General features: G+C 48.9%; 21 protein-coding genes. 18 read left to right on the top strand and 3 right to left on the bottom strand.

What is annotated here, in order from left to right:
• Window positions 1-129: 129 nt before the first annotated feature.
• Window positions 130-1908 (bottom strand): DEAD/DEAH box helicase, encoded by a 1779-nt coding sequence (locus tag MJX74_RS20485; protein ID WP_240224884.1) that lies wholly within the window; start codon window positions 1906-1908, stop codon window positions 130-132.
• Between the two features lie 162 nt (window positions 1909-2070).
• On the opposite strand from MJX74_RS20485, the gene mioC reads away from it, so the two are divergent.
• From mioC to glmU, 15 genes are all read left to right on the top strand, one after another.
• Window positions 2071-2508, top strand: a complete 438-nt coding sequence (gene mioC, locus MJX74_RS20480; protein ID WP_240224882.1) for an FMN-binding protein MioC — start codon at window positions 2071-2073, stop codon at window positions 2506-2508.
• Window positions 2509-3089: 581 nt separating this feature from the next.
• On the top strand, window positions 3090-4979 hold the full coding sequence (mnmG, locus tag MJX74_RS20475) for a tRNA uridine-5-carboxymethylaminomethyl(34) synthesis enzyme MnmG (protein WP_240224881.1): 1890 nt from the start codon (window positions 3090-3092) through the stop codon (window positions 4977-4979).
• Between the two features lie 18 nt (window positions 4980-4997).
• Window positions 4998-5615, top strand: coding sequence for a 16S rRNA (guanine(527)-N(7))-methyltransferase RsmG (gene rsmG / locus MJX74_RS20470; RefSeq protein WP_240224879.1), 618 nt, complete (start codon window positions 4998-5000; stop codon window positions 5613-5615).
• A 19-nt stretch (window positions 5616-5634) separates the two neighbouring features.
• Complete coding sequence (locus MJX74_RS20465; RefSeq protein WP_068237070.1) at window positions 5635-6429, top strand: ParA family protein; 795 nt, start codon at window positions 5635-5637, stop codon at window positions 6427-6429.
• Window positions 6430-6458: 29 nt separating this feature from the next.
• Complete coding sequence (locus tag MJX74_RS20460; RefSeq protein ID WP_240224877.1) at window positions 6459-7334, top strand: ParB/RepB/Spo0J family partition protein; 876 nt, start codon at window positions 6459-6461, stop codon at window positions 7332-7334.
• 132 nt (window positions 7335-7466) lie between these two features.
• Window positions 7467-7847 (top strand): ATP synthase subunit I, encoded by a 381-nt coding sequence (locus MJX74_RS20455; protein ID WP_240224876.1) that lies wholly within the window; start codon window positions 7467-7469, stop codon window positions 7845-7847.
• A 14-nt stretch (window positions 7848-7861) separates the two neighbouring features.
• A complete protein-coding gene (gene atpB, locus MJX74_RS20450; protein WP_240224874.1) occupies window positions 7862-8722 on the top strand; it encodes a F0F1 ATP synthase subunit A in 861 nt (286 codons plus the stop codon).
• 45 nt (window positions 8723-8767) lie between these two features.
• Entirely contained in the window at window positions 8768-9001 is a 234-nt protein-coding gene (gene atpE, locus MJX74_RS20445) for a F0F1 ATP synthase subunit C (protein ID WP_008985017.1), read from the top strand.
• A 49-nt stretch (window positions 9002-9050) separates the two neighbouring features.
• The gene (gene atpF, locus MJX74_RS20440) at window positions 9051-9521 is read left to right on the top strand and encodes a F0F1 ATP synthase subunit B (RefSeq protein ID WP_240224873.1); all 471 of its coding nucleotides are present in this window, start codon (window positions 9051-9053) and stop codon (window positions 9519-9521) included.
• Between the two features lie 12 nt (window positions 9522-9533).
• A complete protein-coding gene (atpH, locus tag MJX74_RS20435) occupies window positions 9534-10067 on the top strand; it encodes a F0F1 ATP synthase subunit delta (protein ID WP_240224871.1) in 534 nt (177 codons plus the stop codon).
• 14 nt (window positions 10068-10081) lie between these two features.
• A complete protein-coding gene (gene atpA / locus MJX74_RS20430; protein WP_240224870.1) occupies window positions 10082-11623 on the top strand; it encodes a F0F1 ATP synthase subunit alpha in 1542 nt (513 codons plus the stop codon).
• 52 nt (window positions 11624-11675) lie between these two features.
• Window positions 11676-12539 (top strand): F0F1 ATP synthase subunit gamma, encoded by an 864-nt coding sequence (atpG, locus tag MJX74_RS20425; protein WP_240224868.1) that lies wholly within the window; start codon window positions 11676-11678, stop codon window positions 12537-12539.
• 33 nt (window positions 12540-12572) lie between these two features.
• Entirely contained in the window at window positions 12573-13958 is a 1386-nt protein-coding gene (gene atpD / locus MJX74_RS20420; protein ID WP_027670542.1) for a F0F1 ATP synthase subunit beta, read from the top strand.
• 23 nt (window positions 13959-13981) lie between these two features.
• On the top strand, window positions 13982-14398 hold the full coding sequence (locus MJX74_RS20415) for a F0F1 ATP synthase subunit epsilon (RefSeq protein WP_027670541.1): 417 nt from the start codon (window positions 13982-13984) through the stop codon (window positions 14396-14398).
• 156 nt (window positions 14399-14554) lie between these two features.
• Window positions 14555-15919, top strand: coding sequence for a bifunctional UDP-N-acetylglucosamine diphosphorylase/glucosamine-1-phosphate N-acetyltransferase GlmU (glmU, locus tag MJX74_RS20410; protein ID WP_240224866.1), 1365 nt, complete (start codon window positions 14555-14557; stop codon window positions 15917-15919).
• A gap of 172 nt (window positions 15920-16091) precedes the next feature.
• Here glmU and MJX74_RS20405 read toward each other — a convergent pair whose 3' ends face one another.
• Window positions 16092-17231: a dicarboxylate/amino acid:cation symporter gene (locus MJX74_RS20405; RefSeq protein WP_240224864.1), complete on the bottom strand. Its 1140-nt coding sequence runs from the start codon at window positions 17229-17231 to the stop codon at window positions 16092-16094.
• 205 nt (window positions 17232-17436) lie between these two features.
• Here MJX74_RS20405 and MJX74_RS20400 point away from each other — a divergent pair, with 205 nt between their 5' ends.
• A complete protein-coding gene (locus tag MJX74_RS20400) occupies window positions 17437-17997 on the top strand; it encodes a YceB family lipoprotein (protein ID WP_240224863.1) in 561 nt (186 codons plus the stop codon).
• On the opposite strand, the gene MJX74_RS20395 is transcribed toward MJX74_RS20400, so the two are convergent.
• On the bottom strand, window positions 17994-19790 hold the full coding sequence (locus MJX74_RS20395; RefSeq protein WP_240224861.1) for a flavodoxin domain-containing protein: 1797 nt from the start codon (window positions 19788-19790) through the stop codon (window positions 17994-17996). The genes MJX74_RS20400 and MJX74_RS20395 overlap by 4 nt on opposite strands.
• A gap of 255 nt (window positions 19791-20045) precedes the next feature.
• Here MJX74_RS20395 and MJX74_RS20390 point away from each other — a divergent pair, with 255 nt between their 5' ends.
• Entirely contained in the window at window positions 20046-20813 is a 768-nt protein-coding gene (locus MJX74_RS20390) for a DeoR/GlpR family DNA-binding transcription regulator (protein WP_240224859.1), read from the top strand.
• Between the two features lie 56 nt (window positions 20814-20869).
• Entirely contained in the window at window positions 20870-22699 is a 1830-nt protein-coding gene (gene glmS / locus MJX74_RS20385) for a glutamine--fructose-6-phosphate transaminase (isomerizing) (RefSeq protein ID WP_240224858.1), read from the top strand.
• The last annotated feature ends 100 nt before the right edge of the window (window positions 22700-22799 follow it).

The raw sequence follows: 22799 nt of genomic DNA, 5'->3' as shown, positions 1-22799 counted from the left end.
ATGTTAAGCAAGCCTTCTACAATAAGAAACTTCAGCCTGGCAAACAAGCACTGTTTAACACGTGCAGTGGTTAATCTGTCGCCAATAAAAAACCCTGCCGCGGCAGGGTTTTATCACACAGGGTAAAACTTAATCACGCGGTTTACGTGGCGCACGTGGCGCAGCACCAGGGCGTGGGCCAGGGCCGTTTGACGGACGACGCTCGCCTGCTGGCGCAGCTGTCGCGCCGCTGTCTACGGTGATATTCAGCTTTTGCTTACGCACATACACCTTTTTCAGGTGCTGGAAAATTTCATTCGGAATAGTTGCCGGCAACTCTACAGTGCTGAAATGATCAAACAGCTTAATATTACCGATAAACTGGCTGTCGATATTGGCTTCGTTGGCAATTGCACCAACGATATCACCTGCACGCACACCGTGCTCTTTACCTACTTCAATACGGTAAGTCTGGTAATCGCCTTTCATTTCACGCTTAACACGTGGGCCACGATCCGGACGCTCACCACTGCGTTCAGGGCGATCTGAGCGCTCACGGCGTGGACGTTCTTCACGCTCGCCACGGGCATGCGGCTCGCGGATTTCCGGGAACTGGCTGGCAACGTTTAACGGCTGGTCTTTCTGCGCTAAAAACAGTAAAGCCGCAGCCAGATCATTTTCTGTAGTTTCAATCTTCTCGCGCCAATCGTTAATTAACGTTTGGAAGAAGCTTAAATCCTGAGTTTCAATGGTTTGCGCTAACTGTTCACGGAACGATTCTATACGACGCTGTTCAATCACACGGCCGGTAGGCAGTGACATCTGCTCAATTGGCTGTTTGGTAGCATGTTCAATAGTACGCAGTAAACGGCGCTCACGTGGTGACACGAATAAAATCGCTTTACCTTCACGACCGGCGCGACCGGTACGGCCAATACGGTGGACATAGGCTTCACTGTCGTAAGGAATGTCGTAGTTTACTACCAGGCTGATACGCTCTACGTCTAAACCACGGGCGGCAACGTCAGTTGCCACAATAATATCCAGCTGGTTAGCTTTCATTTTACGAATGGTCAGTTCACGGTGTGCCTGATTCATATCACCGTTTAAGCAGGCCACGGCATAACCGCGTGCGCCCAGTTTTTCGGCAATTTCTTCAGTGGCGCTTTTGGTGCGCACGAACACGATAGTGGCATCGTACTCTTCGCCTTCCAGTAGACGGGTTAACGCATCCAGCTTCTGGTTACCATCTAACATCACATAACGTTGGGTAATACGCTCAACGGTACTGGTTTTAGAGGCAATTTTAATTTCTTCAGCATTTTTTAAATGCTTCTGAGCAATAGCACGGATAGGCGCAGGCATAGTGGCTGAGAACATGGCGACCTGACGGCCCGGCGGCGTAGCATCCATAATAGTTTGCACGTCGTCGATAAAGCCCATACGCAGCATTTCGTCAGCTTCATCCAGCACGATAGCGCGCAACTTATCCAGCTTTAAAGTACCACGGTCTAAGTGATCGAGAATACGGCCAGGTGTACCCACGATAACCTGAGAGCCACGTTTTAGTGATTTAAGCTGGTTAGTGTAGCTTTGGCCACCGTATAACGGCAGAACATGAAAAGCCGGCATATAACGGGCATAAGCCTGGAAGGCTTCAGCAACCTGAATCGCCAGCTCACGGGTTGGCGCCAGAACCAGAATTTGTGGATCGTTTTGCGCAGGGTCAAGCCGTGCTAATAAAGGCAGCGCGAAAGCACCGGTTTTACCGGTACCGGTTTGCGCCTGGCCTAATACATCCTCGCCAGCTAATAGTTTGGGGATAGCAGCAGCCTGGATAGGCGACGGCGTTTCATAGCCAAGTTCAGTAACAGCACGAACAATAGCTTCAGGCAGCATTAGCTGGGAAAATGACACAGTGTCAGACATACGTTGTTTAAACCTCAATAACACGCAGGCGTAGTGGTAGTGCTATTGTTGCTTTTACTTAGCCTGCAGAGCAGTAAAAGCACGTAAATCAGACCAAAGCATAGCTTTAACTGATTTTATTCCAGTAGTATAGCCAAACATTTTTATGACAAGAGGCATATCATGATAGACATCCTCGTTGGCAGCCAAATGGGCGCAGCGGAATATGTGGCAGAACAAGTTGCTGAAACACTGGTACAAGCGGGCTATGAAGCAACACTTCATCTGAAACCCGAACTGGATCACCTTAACCCTTCCGGGGTTTGGTTAGTGATCACATCCACCTATGGCGCAGGAGATCTGCCTGATAATATTCAACCCTTTGCGGATCAATTAGCACAAGATCGGCGTGATCTTACCACACTTTCTTATGCCGTGATCACTTTAGGTGACTCTGCCTACGATACTTTTTGTCTGGCTGGCGAAAAAATAGCGAGTTTACTAGATACGCAGCAGGCAAAATGCTTGTTAATGCCACTGCAAATTGATGCCCAGGATGCCGAACTACCAGAGGAACATGCCCTGCGCTGGCTACCTGACTTTATTAAAACGCTGCAATAAAAAAAGCGGGTGGCAAGCACCCGCAAACACAAGTATATCTCAGGAAGAACAGGATAACGTTAGTCTCTCCCAGGTTGGCCTCAGCAATAAAACCAACTTGTGGTTACCTTAACGGCAATCTAACAAACAGTCTTGATATCAGCATGATAAAGCCATGATAAAAGCATTTTAAGCGTTAGGATCCAGTTACACCCAAGTTATCAACAAAATTACAATTTAATAAATCACTCTGTGCATAAGTATAGGTAAAACCGGTTATTAAGCTGTATTTATCCTAAATATAAAAAAAATATTTTTCTGACATGTGGATAAAGTGCCATTTTGATCACCGGTTCAACCGCAACAGATCCTAGCTTGATCACAGGATCTGATCCTTAGTAAGCTTCTGATCATTCTTATAAAGATCCGCTTATGCACTGAAAACCGGCTCCTTAGTAGTAAAAATAATAAAAAGATCTCTAAAAAGATCTTATTTAATTTAGAAGATCCTAAGCCCGGTACAGCATTCCACTTACACCTGGATCGCGCTACAATAGCGCCCCTTAAACACTTTCACAGATTAACCAGATACTGAGGCAACTATGCTGTACCAAGAGACATTCGACGTTATCGTTGTAGGCGGTGGCCATGCAGGCACCGAAGCCGCTCTGGCAGCTGCACGCATGGGCCGTAAAACATTATTGCTAACCCACAATGTTGAAACCTTAGGACAAATGTCCTGCAATCCGGCTATTGGTGGCATTGGCAAAGGTCATCTGGTTAAAGAAATCGATGCGTTAGGCGGTGCTATGGCAATAGCAGCTGACAAAGGTGGTATTCAGTTTCGCACTTTAAACAGCTCTAAAGGCCCGGCGGTAAGAGCCACCAGAGCACAAGCTGACCGACAGTTGTACCGTGCTGCCATTCGTACAATGCTGGAAAACCAGCCAAATTTAAGTATTTTTCAGCAAGCCTGTGATGATCTGATGGTTGAAAACGATCAGGTTAGCGGCGTAGTAACCCAGATGGGGTTAAAGTTTAAGGCTAAATCTGTAGTACTTACCGTTGGCACCTTTTTGGGTGGCCAAATTCATATTGGTTTACAGAGCCATTCAGGCGGCAGAGCAGGCGATCCGCCGTCTATCGCACTGGCAAAACGTTTACGTGAGTTGCCATTTCGGGTAGATCGTTTAAAAACAGGCACGCCACCACGTATTGATGCCCGGACGATAGATTTTTCACTGATGCAGCCACAGCCAGGTGATAACCCTACTCCGGTGTTTTCGTTTATGGGCAAACAGGCTGATCATCCAATACAAATACCCTGTTATATAACCTACACCAATGAAAACACCCATGATGTGATCCGCAATAATCTGGACAGATCACCCATGTACACAGGAGTAATTGAAGGTATTGGCCCACGCTATTGTCCGTCAATTGAAGATAAAATTATGCGCTTTGCCGATAAAGACAAGCATCAGATCTTTATCGAGCCGGAAGGCTTAACCACACATGAAGTGTATCCGAACGGCATATCAACCAGCCTGCCGTTTGATGTCCAGCTGAGCATAGTGCGCTCAATTAAAGGTATGGAAAATGCACATATCACCCGGCCAGGCTACGCCATTGAATATGACTTTTTTGACCCACGCGATCTGAAAAACAGCCTGGAAACCAAATTTATTAAAGGCCTGTTTTTTGCCGGCCAGATTAACGGCACCACAGGTTACGAAGAAGCCGGTGCTCAGGGCTTATTGGCAGGGCTAAATGCGTCGCTGTTTAGCCAGGATAAAGACAGCTGGTCACCAGGGCGTGAACAAGCTTACCTTGGCGTATTGGTGGACGACTTAACCACTATGGGCACCAAAGAGCCATACCGCATGTTTACCAGCCGTGCTGAATACCGTCTGATGTTGCGCGAAGATAATGCCGATTCACGCTTAACGGAAAAAGGCCGTGAACTTGGCCTGGTTGATGATGCACGCTGGGCCGCATTTAACGAAAAAATGGAACGAATTGCGCTGGAACGGCAGCGGTTAAAACAAAGCTGGATCCACCCGCAACATGCTGCGCTGACAGCCGTTAATGCGTTAGTTAAAACCCCGTTAAGCAAAGAGGCCAGCCTGGAAGAACTGGTACGCCGGCCAGAGATTAATTACGTTGATCTGATGCAAATAGCTGATCTGGGCCCAGGCCTGGCAGATCCTGTCGCTGCTGAGCAGGTAGAAATTCAGATCAAATACGAAGGTTATATTCACCGTCAACAAGATGAAATTGCGAAACAGCAGCGCAACGAGCAAACTTTGTTACCACAACAGTTTGATTATAAACAAGTTAGAGGTTTATCTAACGAGGTAATCGTTAAGCTAAATCAGACTCAGCCGCAAACTGTCGGCCAGGCATCGCGTATTTCCGGTATTACTCCGGCGGCGATATCATTACTGCTGGTTTACTTAAAAAAACAAGGGTTACTGCGAAAATCAGCCTAAGCCAGCTTAAGGATCACGATGTTAGAAAAACTTAGGGTGCTGGTAGCGCAAACCAGCCTGACGCTGTCTGAACAGCAGTTGCAACAATGTGTCGCTTATGTGCAGTTACTGGATAAATGGAACAGTGCTTATAACCTGACTTCAGTGCGTAACCCTGAAGAAATGCTGATCAAGCACGTAATGGACAGTTTAGTGGTTGCACCGTTTTTAACCGGTGAGCGCTTTATCGATGTGGGTACAGGCCCAGGGTTACCAGGCGTGTTGCTGGCTATTTATTACCCGGATAAACACTTTACCCTGCTAGATAGTCTGGGCAAACGTATCCGGTTTTTAAATCAGGTTAAATTACAGCTGAAACTGGCTAATATTCAGCCGTTGCAAAGCCGGGTTGAAGAACATCAGCCCGAACAAGGCTACGATGGTGTAATAAGCCGGGCATTTGCTTCAATCAATGATATGCTCAGCTGGTGTCGGCATTTACCCGCGACAAACGGTTGCTTTTTCGCCATGAAAGGTGCTGCAGTACAAGAAGAAATTGCAGCTTTGCCCGATTTTGTTAAAGTAGCCTCCGTTCAGCCTCTTGTTGTACCGCAGTTGCAAGCACAACGGCATTTGGTAATACTGAACCCCTGCTAACTGATAACGAGGACATCTTGTGGCGAAAGTGATCGCAATAGCTAATCAGAAAGGTGGTGTTGGTAAAACCACTACGGCAGTGAATCTGGCTGCCTCACTGGCTGCGACCAAGCGCAAGGTGCTATTGATCGATCTTGATCCGCAAGGCAATGCCACCATGGGCAGCGGCGTAGATAAATATAGCCTGCCGGCCACCGCCTATGATTTACTGGTTGATGAAAAACCGCTGGTTGACGTACTGGTAAAAGAAACCGCCGGTGGTTATCACCTGGTTGCGGCAAACTCTGATCTTACCGCCGCAGAAGTGCGTTTAATGAATGTGTTTGCCCGAGAACTGCGTTTGCGCAACGCGCTGAAAGATTACCGCAACAGTTACGACTTTATTTTTATCGACTGCCCACCGTCACTGAATATGCTTACTGTAAATGCCATGGCCGCTGCTGATACCGTGCTTGTACCGATGCAGTGCGAATACTTTGCGCTGGAAGGCTTAACGGCGTTGGTTGATACCATTAATCAGCTTGCTGCTGCGGTTAATCCTGAGTTAAAGATCGAAGGTATATTAAGAACCATGTACGATCCGCGCAATCGTCTGGCAAATGATGTTTCGGAACAGTTAAAACAACATTTTGGTGACAAGGTTTACCGCGCGGTGATTCCGCGCAATGTAAGGTTGGCTGAAGCGCCCAGTTTTGGTGCACCGGTAATGTATTACGATAAAAGCTCAACCGGGGCTAAAGCGTATCTGGCGTTGGCGGGCGAAATGCTACGCCGGGCTGATAAAAAAACGGTTAACAGCACTACCTCTGTCTGATCTGAATAATTTTAGGGAAGCTATTTAGCATGTCGGTAAAGAAACGCGGCCTGGGCCGGGGTCTGGATGCCTTACTTACGTCCAACAGAACCAGTAACAGTGATACCGCCACGACTACAGCCAGCGCGCTGCAACAGCTGCCGGTTGAGTTTCTGGTGCCGGGCAAATACCAGCCACGTAAAGATATGTCGCAGGAAGCACTGGAAGATTTAGCCAGTTCTATCCGCGCTCAGGGTATTATTCAGCCAATAGTAGTGCGGCCACTGGCACAAGATAAGTTCGAAATTATCGCCGGTGAACGGCGTTGGCGTGCCAGCCAGTTAGCTCAGCTGGCTGAAGTACCCTGTATTGTTAAAGATGTACCGGACGAAGCCGCTGTCGCTATTGCACTGATTGAAAATATTCAGCGCGAAGATTTAAACGCGATGGAAGAAGCGGTGGCGCTGGATCGCTTACTGACTGAATTTGCTTTGACCCACCAGCAAGTGGCCGATGCTGTGGGTAAATCCCGTGCTTCGGTCACCAATTTATTGCGCCTTAATCAGTTAAATGATGATGTAAAGCTGTTGCTCGAGCACGGCGATATTGAAATGGGCCATGCCCGGGCCTTATTGGCATTAAAAGATGCTGAGCAATCTGATGCGGCGCGTTTAGTGGCAGCAAAACAGCTTACGGTGCGCGAAACTGAGAATTTAGTACGACGGATTTTAGAACCTAAACCTGCAGTAGCAGAAAAACCGCGTGATCCGGATGTACTGGCGCTGGAGCAACGCTTAAGCGAGCGTTTTGCTGCACCAGTGCAGATAAGTTACAACAACAAAGGCAAAGGTAAGCTGGAAATTGCTTACAGTAGTCTGGATGAGTTAGACGGTATTATAAATAAGTTGAACGTCGCTGAGCATTAATGCACCAAAATGTACCAGATATCTGTACTATCGCGGTGCTTGCACCGCTTTTTGTTGCAAATTAAAGGCAGATAAGTATACTTTCGCAAGTTTTTCATACCCCCTTCACGGGTGATTTCAGGGGGACAAACAATGACTGATCAAAATGCGGCGTTGGCGCGCAAATCAGCTTATAAGCTGGTACTGTGCCAGCTTGCAGTAGCCGGGGTTATCGCACTGGCTTTTTTTTTAGCTGCCGATGCAGCAGCAGCCAAATCCGCCTTTAAAGGTGGCTTGGTTGCCGTAATACCAAATTGTGTATTTGTGTTTTTTGCGTTTCGTTACAGTGCATTACATAACGCAAATGCAGTATTGGCAGCCTTTATGCGGGGGCAGTCACTAAAATTAATATTAACCGCTGTGCTTTTGGCCGTCGTATTTACGCAGCAACAACCGGTACCTGAGATATTTTTAACCGGTTTTCTGCTTACGCTGTTAGCACAATGGACAGCACCAGTTTTTTTTAAACATTAACAATGGGATGAAACATGGCTGCAGGTGAAGAGTTAACTCTATCCAGCCATATTCAGCACCACCTTACTAACGCAAAAATGTGTACCGTTGATGGTAGCGTTGCATTTAATAAAGCGTGTAGTGAGGCCGGGTTCTGGACATGGCATGTCGATACATTAGCGTGGTCTATTGGCCTTGGTTTGTTGTTTTTGTGGGTTTTCCGCAGTGCAGCAACAAAAGCCACTACCGGCGTTCCGGGTAAGTTTCAGTGCTTTATCGAAATGGTGGTCGAGCTGGTTGCCACTAACGTTAAAGATACTTATCACGGCAAAAGTAAATTAATCGCACCACTGGCACTGACTATCTTTGTCTGGGTGTTCCTGATGAACCTGATGGACTTAATTCCGGTGGATTTCCTGCCCGCCTTTGCCGGCTTTGTTGGTGAGCAAGCCTTGGGTATGGATTCGCACGATGTGTACATGAAAATTGTACCCACCACCGATATTAACTTAACTGCTGCACTGGCCATCGGGGTATTTATTCTGATGATCGGGTATTCCATTCGCATTAAAGGCGTATTGGGCTTTATTAAAGAATTAACGCTGCACCCGTTCAGCACTAAAAACGTACCACTGCAAATTGTCCTGATCCCGGCTAACTTATTGCTGGAAACGATTGCTCTAGTCGCTAAGCCGTTCTCACTGGCGCTGCGGTTATTCGGTAACCTGTATGCCGGCGAGATGATCTTTATCCTGATTGGTGCCGTGGGATTAGCGCAGTTACCACTGCACTTTATCTGGGCAGTATTCCATATTCTGGTAATAGTGCTGCAGGCGTTTGTATTTATGATGCTGACCATTGTTTACCTAAGCATGGCCAGTTCAGATAACCACTGATTTTTTTAAACTTTAACTTTAACTATTGAAATATCGGAGAGAAAAATGGAACTAGTATTAGGTCTTAAATTAATCGCAGTTGCTTTGTTAATCGGTTTCGGTGCTATCGGTACTGCACTGGGTTTCGGTAACATGGGCGGTAAATTCTTAGAAGCTTGTGCGCGTCAACCGGAACTGGCCCCTTCACTGCAAGTTAAAATGTTCATCCTGGCAGGTCTGATCGATGCCGTTGCGATGATTGGCGTTGGTATCGCCATGTACATGTTGTTCGCAATGTAATTGAAGGTTTGTGTTATTCCGAACAACTGTTAACTAAGGAGGAGCGGTCGTGAATTTAAACGCCACTCTGATCGGCGAATTAATCGCATTTGCGGTGTTCGTGCTGTTCTGTATGAAATTTGTTTGGCCGCCGTTGATCAATGCGATCGAAGCGCGCCAGAAGAAAATTGCTGACGGTTTAGCCGCTTCTGATCGGGCAGAAAAAGACCTGGCACTAGCTCAGGACAAAGCCAAAGATCAGTTAAAAGATGCTAAAGCGCAGGCAGCAGACATTATTGAGCAAGCGAAAAAACGCGAAGCCAAAATGCTGGATGAAGCCGTGCACAAAGCCAACGCCGAACGTGAAAACATTCTGGCCATTGGCAGAGCAGAACTGGAAGCTGAGCGTAATCGCTTACGCGAAGAGCTGCGCAAGCAAGTTGCTGCATTAGCGGTAGCCGGCGCAGAAAAAATTCTGCAACGGTCTATTGATGAAGCTGCTCACAGCGACATTCTGGAAAAACTGGTTCAAGAACTGTAATGAGGAAGAGCTATGTCTGATTTGACTAATATTGCTCGTCCTTACGCCAAAGCGGCTTTCGATTTTGCGGTTGAGCAAAAAGCGTTAGACGCCTGGCTACAGATGTTGGCCTTTGCTGCTGAAGTAGCAAAGAACGACCAGGTTGGCGCTTATTTAAGCGCCAACGGCGCTGCTGATAAGCAGGCCGGTCTGTTTATTCAGGTATGTGGTGAGCAACTCAATGAGCACGGCCAGAACTTTATTAAAGTGATGGCAGAAAATCATCGCTTGTTGGCGTTGCCTGAAGTGTTAGCTGCCTTTGTTACGCTTAAAGCTGAGTTTGAAAAAGAAATCGACGTTACTGTGGTTTCTGCTACCAAGCTTTCCAAAGCACAACAAGACAAGCTGGCCACAGCATTATCGCAACGTTTGGCACGCAAAGTTAAATTGAACTGTAGCGAAGATCCTGCAGTGGTTGGCGGCATGCTGATCAAAGCAGGTGACATGGTTATTGATGGCTCGATCCGCGGTAAGCTGGATCGCTTAGCAACTGCGCTGCAGTCATAATTGGGGAACAGAGAATGCAACTGAATTCCACTGAAATATCAGAACTGATCAAGAGTCGTATTGCTCAGTTCGAAGTGGTCAGTGAAGCTCGTAACGAAGGTACTATCGTTCAGGTAACAGACGGTATTATTCGTATCAATGGTCTTGCGGATTGTATGCAAGGCGAGATGATTGAGCTTCCTGGCAATCGCTACGCTATCGCGCTGAACTTAGAGCGCAACTCAGTTGGTGCTGTAGTTATGGGCCCGTACGCGGACTTAACCGAAGGCACTAAAGTAAAAAGCACCGGCCGTATTTTAGAAGTACCAGTTGGCCCGGCGTTATTAGGCCGTGTGGTTAACACCTTAGGTGCACCTATCGACGGTAAAGGTCCGATTGAAGCTGCTGGCTTTGAGCCGGTAGAGAAAATCGCTCCTGGCGTTATCGAACGTCAGTCGGTAGATCAGCCAATGCAAACCGGTTATAAGTCGGTTGATGCGATGATCCCTATCGGTCGTGGTCAGCGTGAGTTGCTGATCGGTGACCGTCAGACCGGTAAAACGGCACTGGCTATCGATGCTATCATCAACCAGAAAGGCACCGGCGTTAAGTGTGTCTACGTTGCTGTAGGCCAAAAAGCCTCTACTATCGCCAACGTAGTACGCAAGCTGGAAGAGCACGGCGCCCTGGCGCACACTATCGTTGTGGTAGCGTCTGCATCAGAAGCGGCTGCACTGCAGTTCCTGGCACCATACTCAGGCTGTACCATGGGCGAATACTTCCGTGACCGCGGTGAAGATGCGCTGATTGTATACGATGATTTGTCTAAGCAAGCTGTAGCTTACCGTCAAATCTCGTTACTGTTACGTCGTCCACCAGGCCGTGAAGCTTACCCGGGTGACGTATTCTATTTACACTCTCGTTTGCTGGAACGCGCATCACGCGTTAACGCCGACTACGTAGAAAAATACACCAACGGTGAAGTAAAAGGTAAAACCGGTTCGTTAACCGCACTGCCAATTATTGAAACTCAGGCTGGCGACGTATCTGCGTTCGTACCTACTAACGTAATTTCGATTACTGATGGTCAGATCTTCTTAGAAACTGACTTATTCAACGCCGGTATCCGTCCTGCGGTGAACGCGGGTATTTCGGTATCGCGGGTAGGTGGTGCAGCGCAAACTAAGATCATCAAGAAATTAGGTGGTGGTATTCGTCTGGCGTTAGCGCAGTACTCAGAACTTGCGGCGTTCGCCCAGTTTGCGTCTGATCTTGACGAAGCGACCCGCGCCCAGTTAGAGCACGGCCAAAAGGTTACTGAGCTGATGAAACAGCTGCAGTACAGCCCGATGTCTGTAGCCGATATGGGTGTGTCTATTTTCGCTATCGAAAAAGGCTTTATGAAAGACGTAGATGTGGCCAAAATCCTTGATTTTGAAGCCGGCATCATTGCTTTCATGCGAGCTGAACACGCTGAGCTGATGGCTGATATCGACAAAACCGGTAACTACAACGACCAAATCGAGTCTACGTTCAAAGCTGCTATTGATAAATTCAAGGCAACTCAGAGCTGGTAATCAATGCGGGTGGCGTGCCACCCCATTCGTTGAATGAATCGGAGATACAGTCATGGCCGGTGGTAAAGAGATAAAAAGTAAGATCGGGAGTATTAATAATACTCGCAAGATCACCAGTGCTATGGAAAAAGTTGCGGTCAGCAAAATGCGCAAAGCGCAGGACCGTGTAGCTGCAACACGCCCATACGCTGAAGGTATGCGCAAAGTGATCGGTAACGTTGCTAATGGCAGCCTGGAATACCGCCATCCGTATTTAGCGGAGCGTGAGGTAAAACGGGTTGGTTACATTATCATTTCTACTGATCGTGGTCTTTGCGGTGGCCTGAATACCAACGAGTTTAAGAAAGTTGCCCTTGCGCTGAAAAGCTGGAAAGACAAAGGCGTTGATGCCCAGTTTGCCGTTATCGGTAATAAGGCTACAACGTTCTTTAAGCGTTTCGGTGGTAAGGTAGTCGCGCAACAGGCGGGTTCAGGTGACGTACCACGTTTGGCTGATGTGCTTGGTTCGGTAAAAGTGATGCTTAATGCATTTAACGAAGGCCGGATTGACCGCTTATTTCTGGTGTACAACAAGTTTGTCAATACCATGAAACAAGAGCCAGTGATCGATCAACTCTTACCTTTGCCAAAAGCAGACATTGCACAAAAAGAGCATAACTGGGATTACCTGTACGAGCCGGACCCACAACCTATCATCGATATGTTGTTAGACCGTTTCGTCGAATCGCAAGTTTATCAGGGCGTGGTAGAGAACTCTGCCAGTGAGCACGCTGCGCGGATGGTAGCCATGAAGGCTGCAACCGACAACGCCGGTAACCTGATGGACGACCTGAAGCTTGTTTATAACAAAGCACGTCAGGCCGCGATTACCCAGGAGCTTAGCGAGATCGTCGCAGGTGCGGCAGCTGTAGGCTAAGGTAAACAGTTTTGAGAAATTTGAGGAAACATCATGAGTCAAGGTAAGGTCGTCCAAATCATTGGCGCCGTTGTGGATATCGACTTTCCACAAGATGCGGTACCTGGTATCTATGACGCGTTAAACGTGACTGACGGTGATCTGGCTGGTTTAGTGCTGGAAGTACAGCAGCAGCTGGGTGGCGGTACAGTTCGTACTATCGCGTTAGGTACAACAGACGGTTTACGTCGCGGCGCTGCCGTGTCTAACACCGGTAAAGCAATTCACGTTCCGGTGGGTAAAGCCACACTGGGTCGTATTATGAACGTATTAGGCGAGCCAATCGACGAAGCTGGCCCTATCGGTGAAGAAGAGCGTATGCCTATTCACCGTGCTGCGCCAAGCTACGAAGATCAGGCGGCGTCTAACGCCCTGCTGGAAACCGGTATCAAGGTTATCGACCTGGTATGCCCGTTCGCCAAAGGCGGTAAAGTTGGTCTGTTCGGTGGTGCCGGTGTAGGTAAAACCGTAAACATGATGGAGCTTATCCGGAACATCGCGATCGAGCACAGCGGTTACTCAGTATTCGCCGGTGTAGGTGAGCGTACCCGTGAAGGTAACGACTTCTATCACGAGATGAAAGACTCTAACGTACTGGATAAAGTATCGTTAGTGTACGGTCAGATGAACGAGCCACCAGGCAACCGTCTGCGCGTAGCGTTAACCGGCTTAACCATGGCGGAAAAATTCCGTGATGAAGGCCGTGACGTACTGTTCTTCGTCGATAACATTTACCGTTACACGCTGGCCGGTACTGAAGTGTCTGCACTTCTGGGCCGTATGCCATCAGCGGTAGGTTACCAGCCAACATTGGCAGAAGAGATGGGTGCGCTGCAAGAGCGTATCACTTCTACCAAGACTGGTTCTATCACGTCAATCCAGGCCGTATACGTACCTGCAGATGACTTAACGGATCCGTCACCAGCTACGACCTTCTCGCACTTAGACGCGACAGTAGTACTGAGCCGTAACATTGCTTCACTGGGTATTTACCCGGCCATCGACCCACTGGATTCTACCTCACGTCAGTTAGATCCACTGGTTATCGGTAAAGAGCACTATGAAGTGGCGCGTGGCGTACAGTCTGTACTGCAGCGTTATAAAGAACTGAAAGACATTATCGCGATTCTGGGTATGGACGAACTGTCTGATGAAGACCGCACCACGGTATACCGTGCGCGTAAAATTCAGCGCTTCCTGTCACAGCCATTCTTCGTTGCTGAAGTATTTACCGGTTCACCAGGTAAATACGTACCGCTGAAAGAAACTATCCGTGGCTTTAAAGGCATTCTGGAAGGCGAGTTCGACCATATGCCAGAGCAAGCGTTCTACATGGTAGGTTCAATCGACGAAGCGATCGAAAAAGCGAAGAAACTGTAAGTTCAGGCTTTAGGAGAGCGGAGATGGCGATGACAGTGCAACTGGATGTAGTAAGTGCCGAAGAGAAAATTTTCTCTGGCCTTGTCGAATCCGTGCAGGTCACAGGCAGTGAGGGCGAGTTAGGTATTTTACCTTTCCACGCCCCGTTACTGACCACCCTGAAACCTGGCATGGTCCGTATCGTGAAACAATTTGGCGAAGAACACGTGATATACGTAGCCGGTGGTGTACTTGAAGTACAGCCCGATACCATCACCGTACTGGCCGATGTCGCGGTACGCGGCGAAGACTTAGATGAGCAAGCCGCTTTAGACGCACAAAAACGTGCCGAAGAAGCGATGCAACACGCTGGCGCAGATTTCAATTATGCTGAAGCTGCCGCGCAACTGGCTGAAGCCATTGCACAGCTGCGTATTATTCAAAAAATGCGCAAAAAATAAGTTCGGGTTCCGAAATATAAAAAGCCACCTTAGGGTGGCTTTTTTATTGGTTTTGCTCAGGGGGTTCAGCAAAACTTCACCCTGGCCCTGTAATCTGCTGCGTTATCTATTAGAATAACCACACTATCGATGAAGCATGATTACAGGGATTCTTTTATGGCATTAAATGTAGTGATTCTGGCGGCCGGTAAAGGCACAAGGATGAAATCAGATTTACCTAAGGTGCTGCATAAAGTGGCTGAGCGGCCGATGGTTCAACATGTAATTGATACTGCCCGCGCCTTGGGCTCAGCGAAACCACAGTTGGTGTATGGTTACGGTGCTGATGCGCTAAAAGCAGGTCTTAGCGATCAGCCATTGCACTGGGTATTACAGGCTGAGCAGTTGGGCACCGGCCATGCGGTGGCGCAGGCGATACCGAATATTGCCGATGATGACACTGTACTGGTGCTATATGGTGATGTACCACTTACCCGTTTAGAGACCTTACAGCAGTTGCTGGCGGTAAAGCCGGCTAATGGCCTGGCCATTTTAACGGTGAACTTAGCCAACCCGAGCGGCTATGGCCGTATCGTGCGTGAAAACGCTAAGGTAACCGGTATTGTCGAGCAAAAAGATGCCAGCGCTGAGCAGCTGTTAATTAATGAAGTAAACAGTGGCATTATGGCGTTGCCGGGCAAGCAGTTGAAAAGCTGGCTGGGTCGGTTATCCAACAGTAATGCCCAGGGTGAATATTACTTAACTGATGTGATTGCGATGGCGCACGGTGAAGGTGTAGAAATTGCCACTGCGCAGCCGCAAAACCCGATGGAAGTAGAAGGTGCCAATAACCGTGTGCAATTGGCAGCACTAGAGCGCGCCTATCAGCTGCGTAAAGCCGAAGAGCTGATGCTATCAGGGGCGAATTTACGCGACCCGGCCAGGCTTGATATCCGCGGCACGGTTGAGGTGGGTAATGATGTGATGATTGATATCAATGTGATCTTCGAAGGCACCGTGGTGCTGGGCAAGGGCGTGACTGTTGGCGCAAACTGTATTTTAAAAGACTGCGTTATCGGCGATAACACTGAGATTAAACCAAATTCAATGATTGAAAAGGCTACTGTCGGCAGCGATTGTTCGGTAGGCCCTTTTGCCCGCCTGAGGCCGGATAGCGTGATGCTGGATGACAGTCATGTCGGCAACTTTGTTGAAATGAAAAAAACCACTTTAGGTAAAGGGTCTAAAGCGAACCACCTGACCTATCTGGGTGATGCAGTAATAGGCGCGAAGGTAAACGTGGGTGCTGGTACTATTACCTGTAACTATGATGGTGCGAATAAGTTTGTTACCACCATTAAAGACGGTGCCTTTATCGGTTCGAACAGTGCTTTAGTCGCGCCGGTAACAGTGGGCGTTAATGCTACTGTGGGTGCTGGCTCGGTGTTAACGCGTGATGCTGCCGATGGTGAGTTGGTGGTGGCGCGCGCTAAGCAGCGGCATATCAGCGATTGGCAACGGCCGGTGAAAATTAAAAAGTAACCTAAATAAAACAGCCCGCATTTGCGGGCTGTTTTATATCAGTAATACTACGGGGCTTCGGTTACAGCTCCCGCTTTGGCTCGTCACAGCAACTCGCTCTTATGCCTGCGGCAGGGCTCAGACACTCTGTGACGCCCAAATCGGGATTCCAACCTGCGCAATCTGATACCGTTTACTCTGCCTTATCCACCAACACCGCAATAGCACCGTCGCCGGTCACATTACAGGCGGTACCAAAGCTGTCTTGCGCCATGTACAGGGCAATCATTAGTGCAATTGCTGCTTCGCCAAAGCCCAACATTGAACCTAACAGACCAACCGCAGACATTACCGCACCGCCGGGTACGCCAGGTGCGGCCAGCATTACTACGCCCAACATAAAGATAAACGGCAGTACAGTTAATAACGACGGCATTTCGAGGCCGTTTACCATGGTGACAACGGCCATGGCGCAGGTAACGATAGTAATGGTAGAGCCGGATAAATGAATGGTTGCGCACAGTGGTACGGTAAAGTTAGCCACATCCGGTTTTACGCCATTGGCTTTAGTGGCTTGTAGTGAAACCGGAATGGTTGCCGCGCTCGACATGGTGCCCAGTGCTGTAAAATAGGCCGGCATCATGGTTTTAATTAAGGCAAAAGGCGACTTACCGGCTTTAATGCCAGCAATAGTGTATAGCGTAATAATCCAGCACCAGTGCATGACAACCGCCAGCACCAGTATGATGCCGAACGTTTTTAGTGTGGTAAATACGGTACCGGCTGCCGCCATTTGTGCGAACTCACCCGCGATATACAGCGGCAGCAGTGGAATAATGACTTTTTCCAGCATTAGCTGAATAACATCACGGCCTTGATCCGATAACTGTCTTAATTGCTGGGCTTGTGTTGCTGCAATACCTAAACCAAAAATAAATGCCAGTGCTAAGGCTGTCATTACACTGATTGCCGGAGGAATATCCATTTCGATAAAAGCGGTTAAATGCGTCACTTCGGTTGGCGCGGCAGCAGTATTTGCGCTGGTTAGCATAGGTACTACTACACTGGCAACCAAAAACGCTAAGGTGCCCGCAATGACGGTAGACAAGTAGGCAAAACCCAGCGTGCGGCTAAGTAACTTGCCGGAATTTCGCGGTAAAGCTGCAATTCCGCTGGTAATAAAAAACAGGATAAGTAGCGGCACGGTGAAGAACAACAGTTCGCCAAACAGGCCTTTAAAGGTAATTAATAGTTGTGTTAGCCAATGTGGTGCATACAAGCCACACAACATACCCAGCATAATGCCGGCAATCAGTTTAAGGATCAAGGACATGGTTGTTTCTCGTTATGTTATACAGGTTCCCGGTGAACGCGCCAAAGCATATCACAACTTAAACTGGCTGGCCTTGCTTAGCTGGTCGGCTGTGTTTCACGTGGAGCAACTTATATTCAGGTAAAAGTCAGTCACTAAGCGTTATCTTATTGCCGTGTTAAACTAAGCTCAATTCAGACTGGATAGTACATAAGGAAAGGGAAACATGCGCAAGATAATGCTGTTAATCATAATGACGTTAGTGGCGGCGTGTAGCCAGTTGCAGCAAATGTCGGCGTATAACGTTACGGAGACAGACTTAGAGCAACTGTTGCGCCAGCAAATACCCAAACTAACCCGCCAGGCCAATGTGGCAGGTATTCCGCTAAAGATGCAGGTAGAAAGCATGCAGGTGGAAATAGGCCCGGATAACTCTGAGGTGATACGGGTTAATACCGCCGCCACTGCTGCGTTGTCATTGTTTGGCTTAAGTTATCCGGCCAATATGCAACTGCAGGTAGAAGGCGTGCCTTATTATGATGGTACAGAGAAAGCAGTATATCTGCGCTCGGTTAAGTTGCTGGGCTCACAGATTGAAGCTGCCGGTTATCGCGGTAATCTGGCGCCGGTAACCAATGAGTTATTGCAGTTAGTTAACAGCTATCTGGCAGCGAACCCGGTTTACAAACTGGATACATCTAACCCTACCGTTAAAATACTTACCGCGGTGCCGGTAAATATGGCCGTGCAAAGCGGCCGCATCAGTTTTACACCGGGTAAAAATTAATACAGATCGCGCCGGTAGCGGCCTTGTTGTTTAAGCTGCGCTAAGCCGGCCTCGCCAACCACCTGTTGTAGTACCTCATGCACGGCTTCACCCATGCCGTGCAGGCTGCCACACACATAAATAGCCGCGCCCTGCGCCAGCCATTGCCGTAACTGTTGCTGCTGCTCTGCCAGCACATGCTGCACATAGCGCTTTTCGGCCTGGTCTTGCGAAAATGCCAGGCTGCAATGGCTGATAAAACCCTGCTGCTGCCACTGCTGAATATCGCGGGCAAAGAAAAAGTCACTTTGTTGTTTGCGCTCGCCAAACAATAGCCAGTTTTGTCGTTGGCCCAGGGCAACGCGCTGCGCCAGCAAGGCACGAATGCCGGCAATGCCGGTACCATTGGCGATAAAAATAAGCGGAGTGTTACTGCTATCAGCCGGTAAATGAAACTGGTTATGGCTACGCAGGCGAATTTGCACCGGTTGCTGCTCCATCGCCCAGGCCGTTAGCCAGCCAGAGCCAATACCCAAAGCACCGTTATTATATTGCACCTGGCGCACCAGTAAGGTTATCGGGCCCTCGCCGGGTACCGACGCGATAGAATAGCTACGTAGTGGCAGCTTGGGCTGTGCTGTCAGCCATTGGGCTAACGATTCGCCGTTGGCCGGTGGTTGCACTTTGTCCAGTTGCAGCTCGGCTAATGCCCAGCATAGCGGAATATGCCGGCCATGATAATGCACGGCCTGGCAGCCATTAACTAAATGTCGTGTTAGCCACAGGGCTACGTTGCATTTGCTGTTTTCCGGTTGAATATCAACAATGTCGCCAGCTAGCCACTGAGTGCCGGCTGGTGCTTGCAGCTTAACAATATAGCAAGGCAAGCCGGTGCTGGCCGGGTTGGCAATATAACGGCTGCTAAGGCTGGCCTGCAGCCAGGTAGCGCCGGTATCTATTGTTGGCGCTTGTTGTGCTGTTAAGGGTGCTGTAAAGCCGGTAAGCAGCTGCTGCCACTGTGTTAAGGCCGCGCTTTGCCGCTCAGAGCTGTCCAGCTCCAGCAGTGGTTGTAGCGCTTTTGCTTCACGGCTATGCAGCCACTGCTGCAACCAGTGGCCAAAGGCACAAAACTGCTGATAGCTGCGATCGCCCAGTGCTAATACGGCAAACTGCAACTGATCTAACGAGCTTTGCCATTGCTGCGCCAGCTGAAAAAACTGGCTGGCATTGTCAGGCGCTTCACCTTCGCCATAAGTGCTTACCACAAAAAGCGCTTTCTGATATTGGTTTAGCTGCTGCTGGGTTAGCTGGTTCAACTCTGCCAGCGCAACGCTAAAGCCTGCCTGCTGCAGCTGCCTGGCGCTACTTTGTGCCAGTTGTTGCGCCATACCAGACTGGCTGGCATAGCCCACCAGCCAGTTTTGCCCGCTGGCAGCAGGGGCTAAGGGTTGCTTTTTTACTGCCCAGCATAGCCGTAGCAGTAAACCCATAATGCTTAGTTGGGTGCTCAGCCATAACCACTGCGCTTGGGGCTGAATAAAAGGCGCTTGCGGCAGATAAAACCAGCACAACAGCGTAATAATTAACGTCAGCAGTAAATGTTGCTCCAGCCAGGCAGACGCCGGCAGTTTTTTTACTGCAGCAGAGTAAGGCCTGAGGCAGAAACTGGCGATAAGAGCCGCTAGATTAAACAGGTAAAGTAATGCCAGGCTACCCGGTTGCAAGGTATCGGCAGAATAAAGGTGGTACAGCGGCAACATTAGCAATAATACTAAATTCAACCACTCCAGCTTGGTTTGCCAGCGCTGCAACATAAAGCCTCAAAAGAAAAACAGGGGTGGCAAAACCCACCCCTTAACGTGCAAGACAAGTAAAACAACGACCAGAGAAGCCCATCCGGGGCCCGGAACTACCTTCATCCCTGAACGCTGCAAACTATAATACGACTAATTCTCAAATGCAAATGGTTCTCATTAAATAATTGCAGCAAATGGATATCGCAACGTTTTGCTTGCAAAAGCCGCAATAGCCAGTAAAATATCTTTCGTTTTGAAACTTAAGCGAAAGAAATGAACAAACGTAACACCCAACAACGGCGGCATCTTATTGTTAGTCAGTTGCAGCAACAGGGCGAATTGTCGGTTGAGCAGCTGGCCGGGCAGTTTAATACCTCTGAAGTGACTATTCGTAAAGACTTAACCGTGTTGGAGCAAGCCGGTTTGCTGTTGCGCCGTTATGGCGGTGCCGTGCCGGTGCCGCAGGATTTTGTTAGTGACTCCAGCTTAGAGAAAGTTTCAAAGCGAAAGCTGGCCATTGCTAAAGCGGCCGCCAGCCTGATTAAAGATCACTACCGCATTATTATCGACAGCGGTCGCACTACCGCCGCGTTATTGCCCGAGCTGGCGGCAAAACGTGGCTTAGTGGTAATGACAAACTCACTGGCCATTGCCAATACCCTGCGTGAGCTGGAAAACGAGCCAACGCTGTTAATGACAGGCGGCACCTGGGATCCGCAATCCGAAGCTTTTCAAGGCCAGTTGGCAGAACAAATGCTGCGCAACTATGATTTTGACCAGTTATTTATTGGTGCCGACGGCATAGATTTAGCCCGTGGCACCACCACCTATAACGAGTTATACAGCTTAAGCCGGGTAATGGCAGAAGTGGCGCGCGAAGTTATTGTAATGCTTGAATCCGATAAGCTGGGGCGCAAAATTCATAACCTTGAACTGCCCTGGGCGATGATAAAAGTGCTGATTACTGATGAAGGCTTATCGTTAGCCGATGCCAAAAAAATTGAACAACAGGGTGTTAAGGTAATACGGGTTCAGGCCTGATTCACCGCCACACCTTAACGTAACGTTATAATATTTAAGCTTTCCGGAGAATAATTATGTGTGGAATAGTCGGCGCTGTAGCGCAACGTGATGTAGTGGATATTTTGGTTGAAGGCCTGCGCCGTCTGGAATACCGGGGTTATGATTCAGCCGGTGTGGCCGTGGTAAACAGCTCCGGCGAGTTAACCCGGCTGCGCCGCCTGGGTAAAGTAAAAGAACTGGCCGACGCCGTAGCTGCTGCCCCGGTAACCGGCGGCACCGGTATCGCCCACACGCGCTGGGCAACGCATGGCGAGCCAAGCGAACGTAACGCCCACCCGCATGTTTCCAGCAATATTACCGTAGTGCACAACGGCATTATTGAAAACCACGCACCGTTGCGCGAAGCCTTACAAGCCAAAGGCTATGTATTTACCTCCGACACCGACACCGAAGTTATCGCGCATTTAGTGGAAGAAGAACTAAAAAGCGCCGCTAGCCTGTTAGCCGCAGTACAAAAATCGGTTAAGCAGCTGCACGGCGCTTACGGCACGGTGTTAATGGATAAAACCGACGCTAGCCGCGTTGTTGTTGCCCGCTCAGGCAGCCCGCTGGTAATTGGCTTAGGTATTGGCGAGAATTTTATTGCTTCTGATCAGCTGGCACTGTTGCCGGTAACGCGCCGTTTTATCTTCCTTGAAGAAGGCGATGTAGCTGAAATTACCCGCCACAGCGTGCGTATTTTCGATAGCAACGGCAACGCGATTGAGCGCGAAGTGCATGAGTCTAACGTTAGTTACGACGCCGGTGACAAAGGCCAGTACCGCCACTTTATGCTAAAAGAAATTTACGAACAGCCAAACGCCATCAACAACACATTGGAAGGCCGCTTAAGCAGTGATTCTGTACTGGACGAAACCTTCGGCAACGGCGCGGCCGAGCTGTTCAAAAAAGTAAAACACGTACAAATTGTCGCCTGTGGTACCAGCTATCACTCCGGAATGGTCGCGCGCTACTGGTTAGAATCGTTAGGTGGTATCTCCTGCAACGTTGAAATTGCTTCTGAATTCCGTTACCGCAAATCGTTCGTGCAGCCAAACAGCTTACTGGTAAGTATTTCCCAGTCTGGCGAAACGGCCGATACCTTAGCCGCTTTGCGGCTGGCCAAAGAAGCCGGTTATGTTGGTAGCTTAACCATTTGTAACGTGGCCGGTTCATCACTGGTACGCGAATCTGATCTGGCCTTTATGACCCGCGCCGGCGCCGAAATCGGCGTAGCCTCAACCAAAGCCTTTACCACGCAGTTGGTAGGCTTGGCCATGTTAACGCTGGCGATTGGCAAATATAACGGCTTAACTGCCGCGCAGCAGCGCGAGCTGACCGAAGCGCTGAAAAGCTTACCTGGCAAGCTGGAACAAGCCCTTACGCTGGCGCCACAAATTGAAGCCCTGGCTGAAGAGTTTGCCGATAAACACCACGCGCTGTTTTTAGGCCGTGGCGATCAATACCCCATCGCAATGGAAGGCGCATTAAAGCTAAAAGAAATTTCGTACATCCACGCTGAAGCCTACGCCGCTGGCGAGTTAAAACACGGCCCGCTGGCGCTGATTGACGCCCAGATGCCAATTATTGTGGTGGCACCGAATAACGACCTGCTGGAAAAACTAAAATCGAACGTTGAAGAAGTGCGCGCCCGTGGCGGTATTCTGTACGTATTCGCCGACGCCGATGCTAAATTCCAGTCTGACGCCACCATGCGGGTAATCAACGTACCGCACGTCGCCGACATCCTGGCACCCATCGTCTACACCCTGCCACTGCAGTTACTCAGCTACTACGTCGCCATTATCAAAGGCACCGACGTAGACCAGCCACGTAATTTGGCGAAGAGTGTGACGGTGGAATAAATGTAGCGTTAAGAATATTAAGGCTGTGGGGTGAAAATAAAGTTTCACCCCACATAATAAAATTCAGTCATTGAAAATATAGTGTCATCCTAATTTCGGT

Source organism: Rheinheimera hassiensis, assembly GCF_022436675.1.
Lineage (GTDB): Bacteria > Pseudomonadota > Gammaproteobacteria > Enterobacterales > Alteromonadaceae > Alishewanella > Alishewanella hassiensis.
Note: the sequence above shows the minus strand (reverse complement) of the source record. Positions and strands in the feature narration are given on the sequence as shown.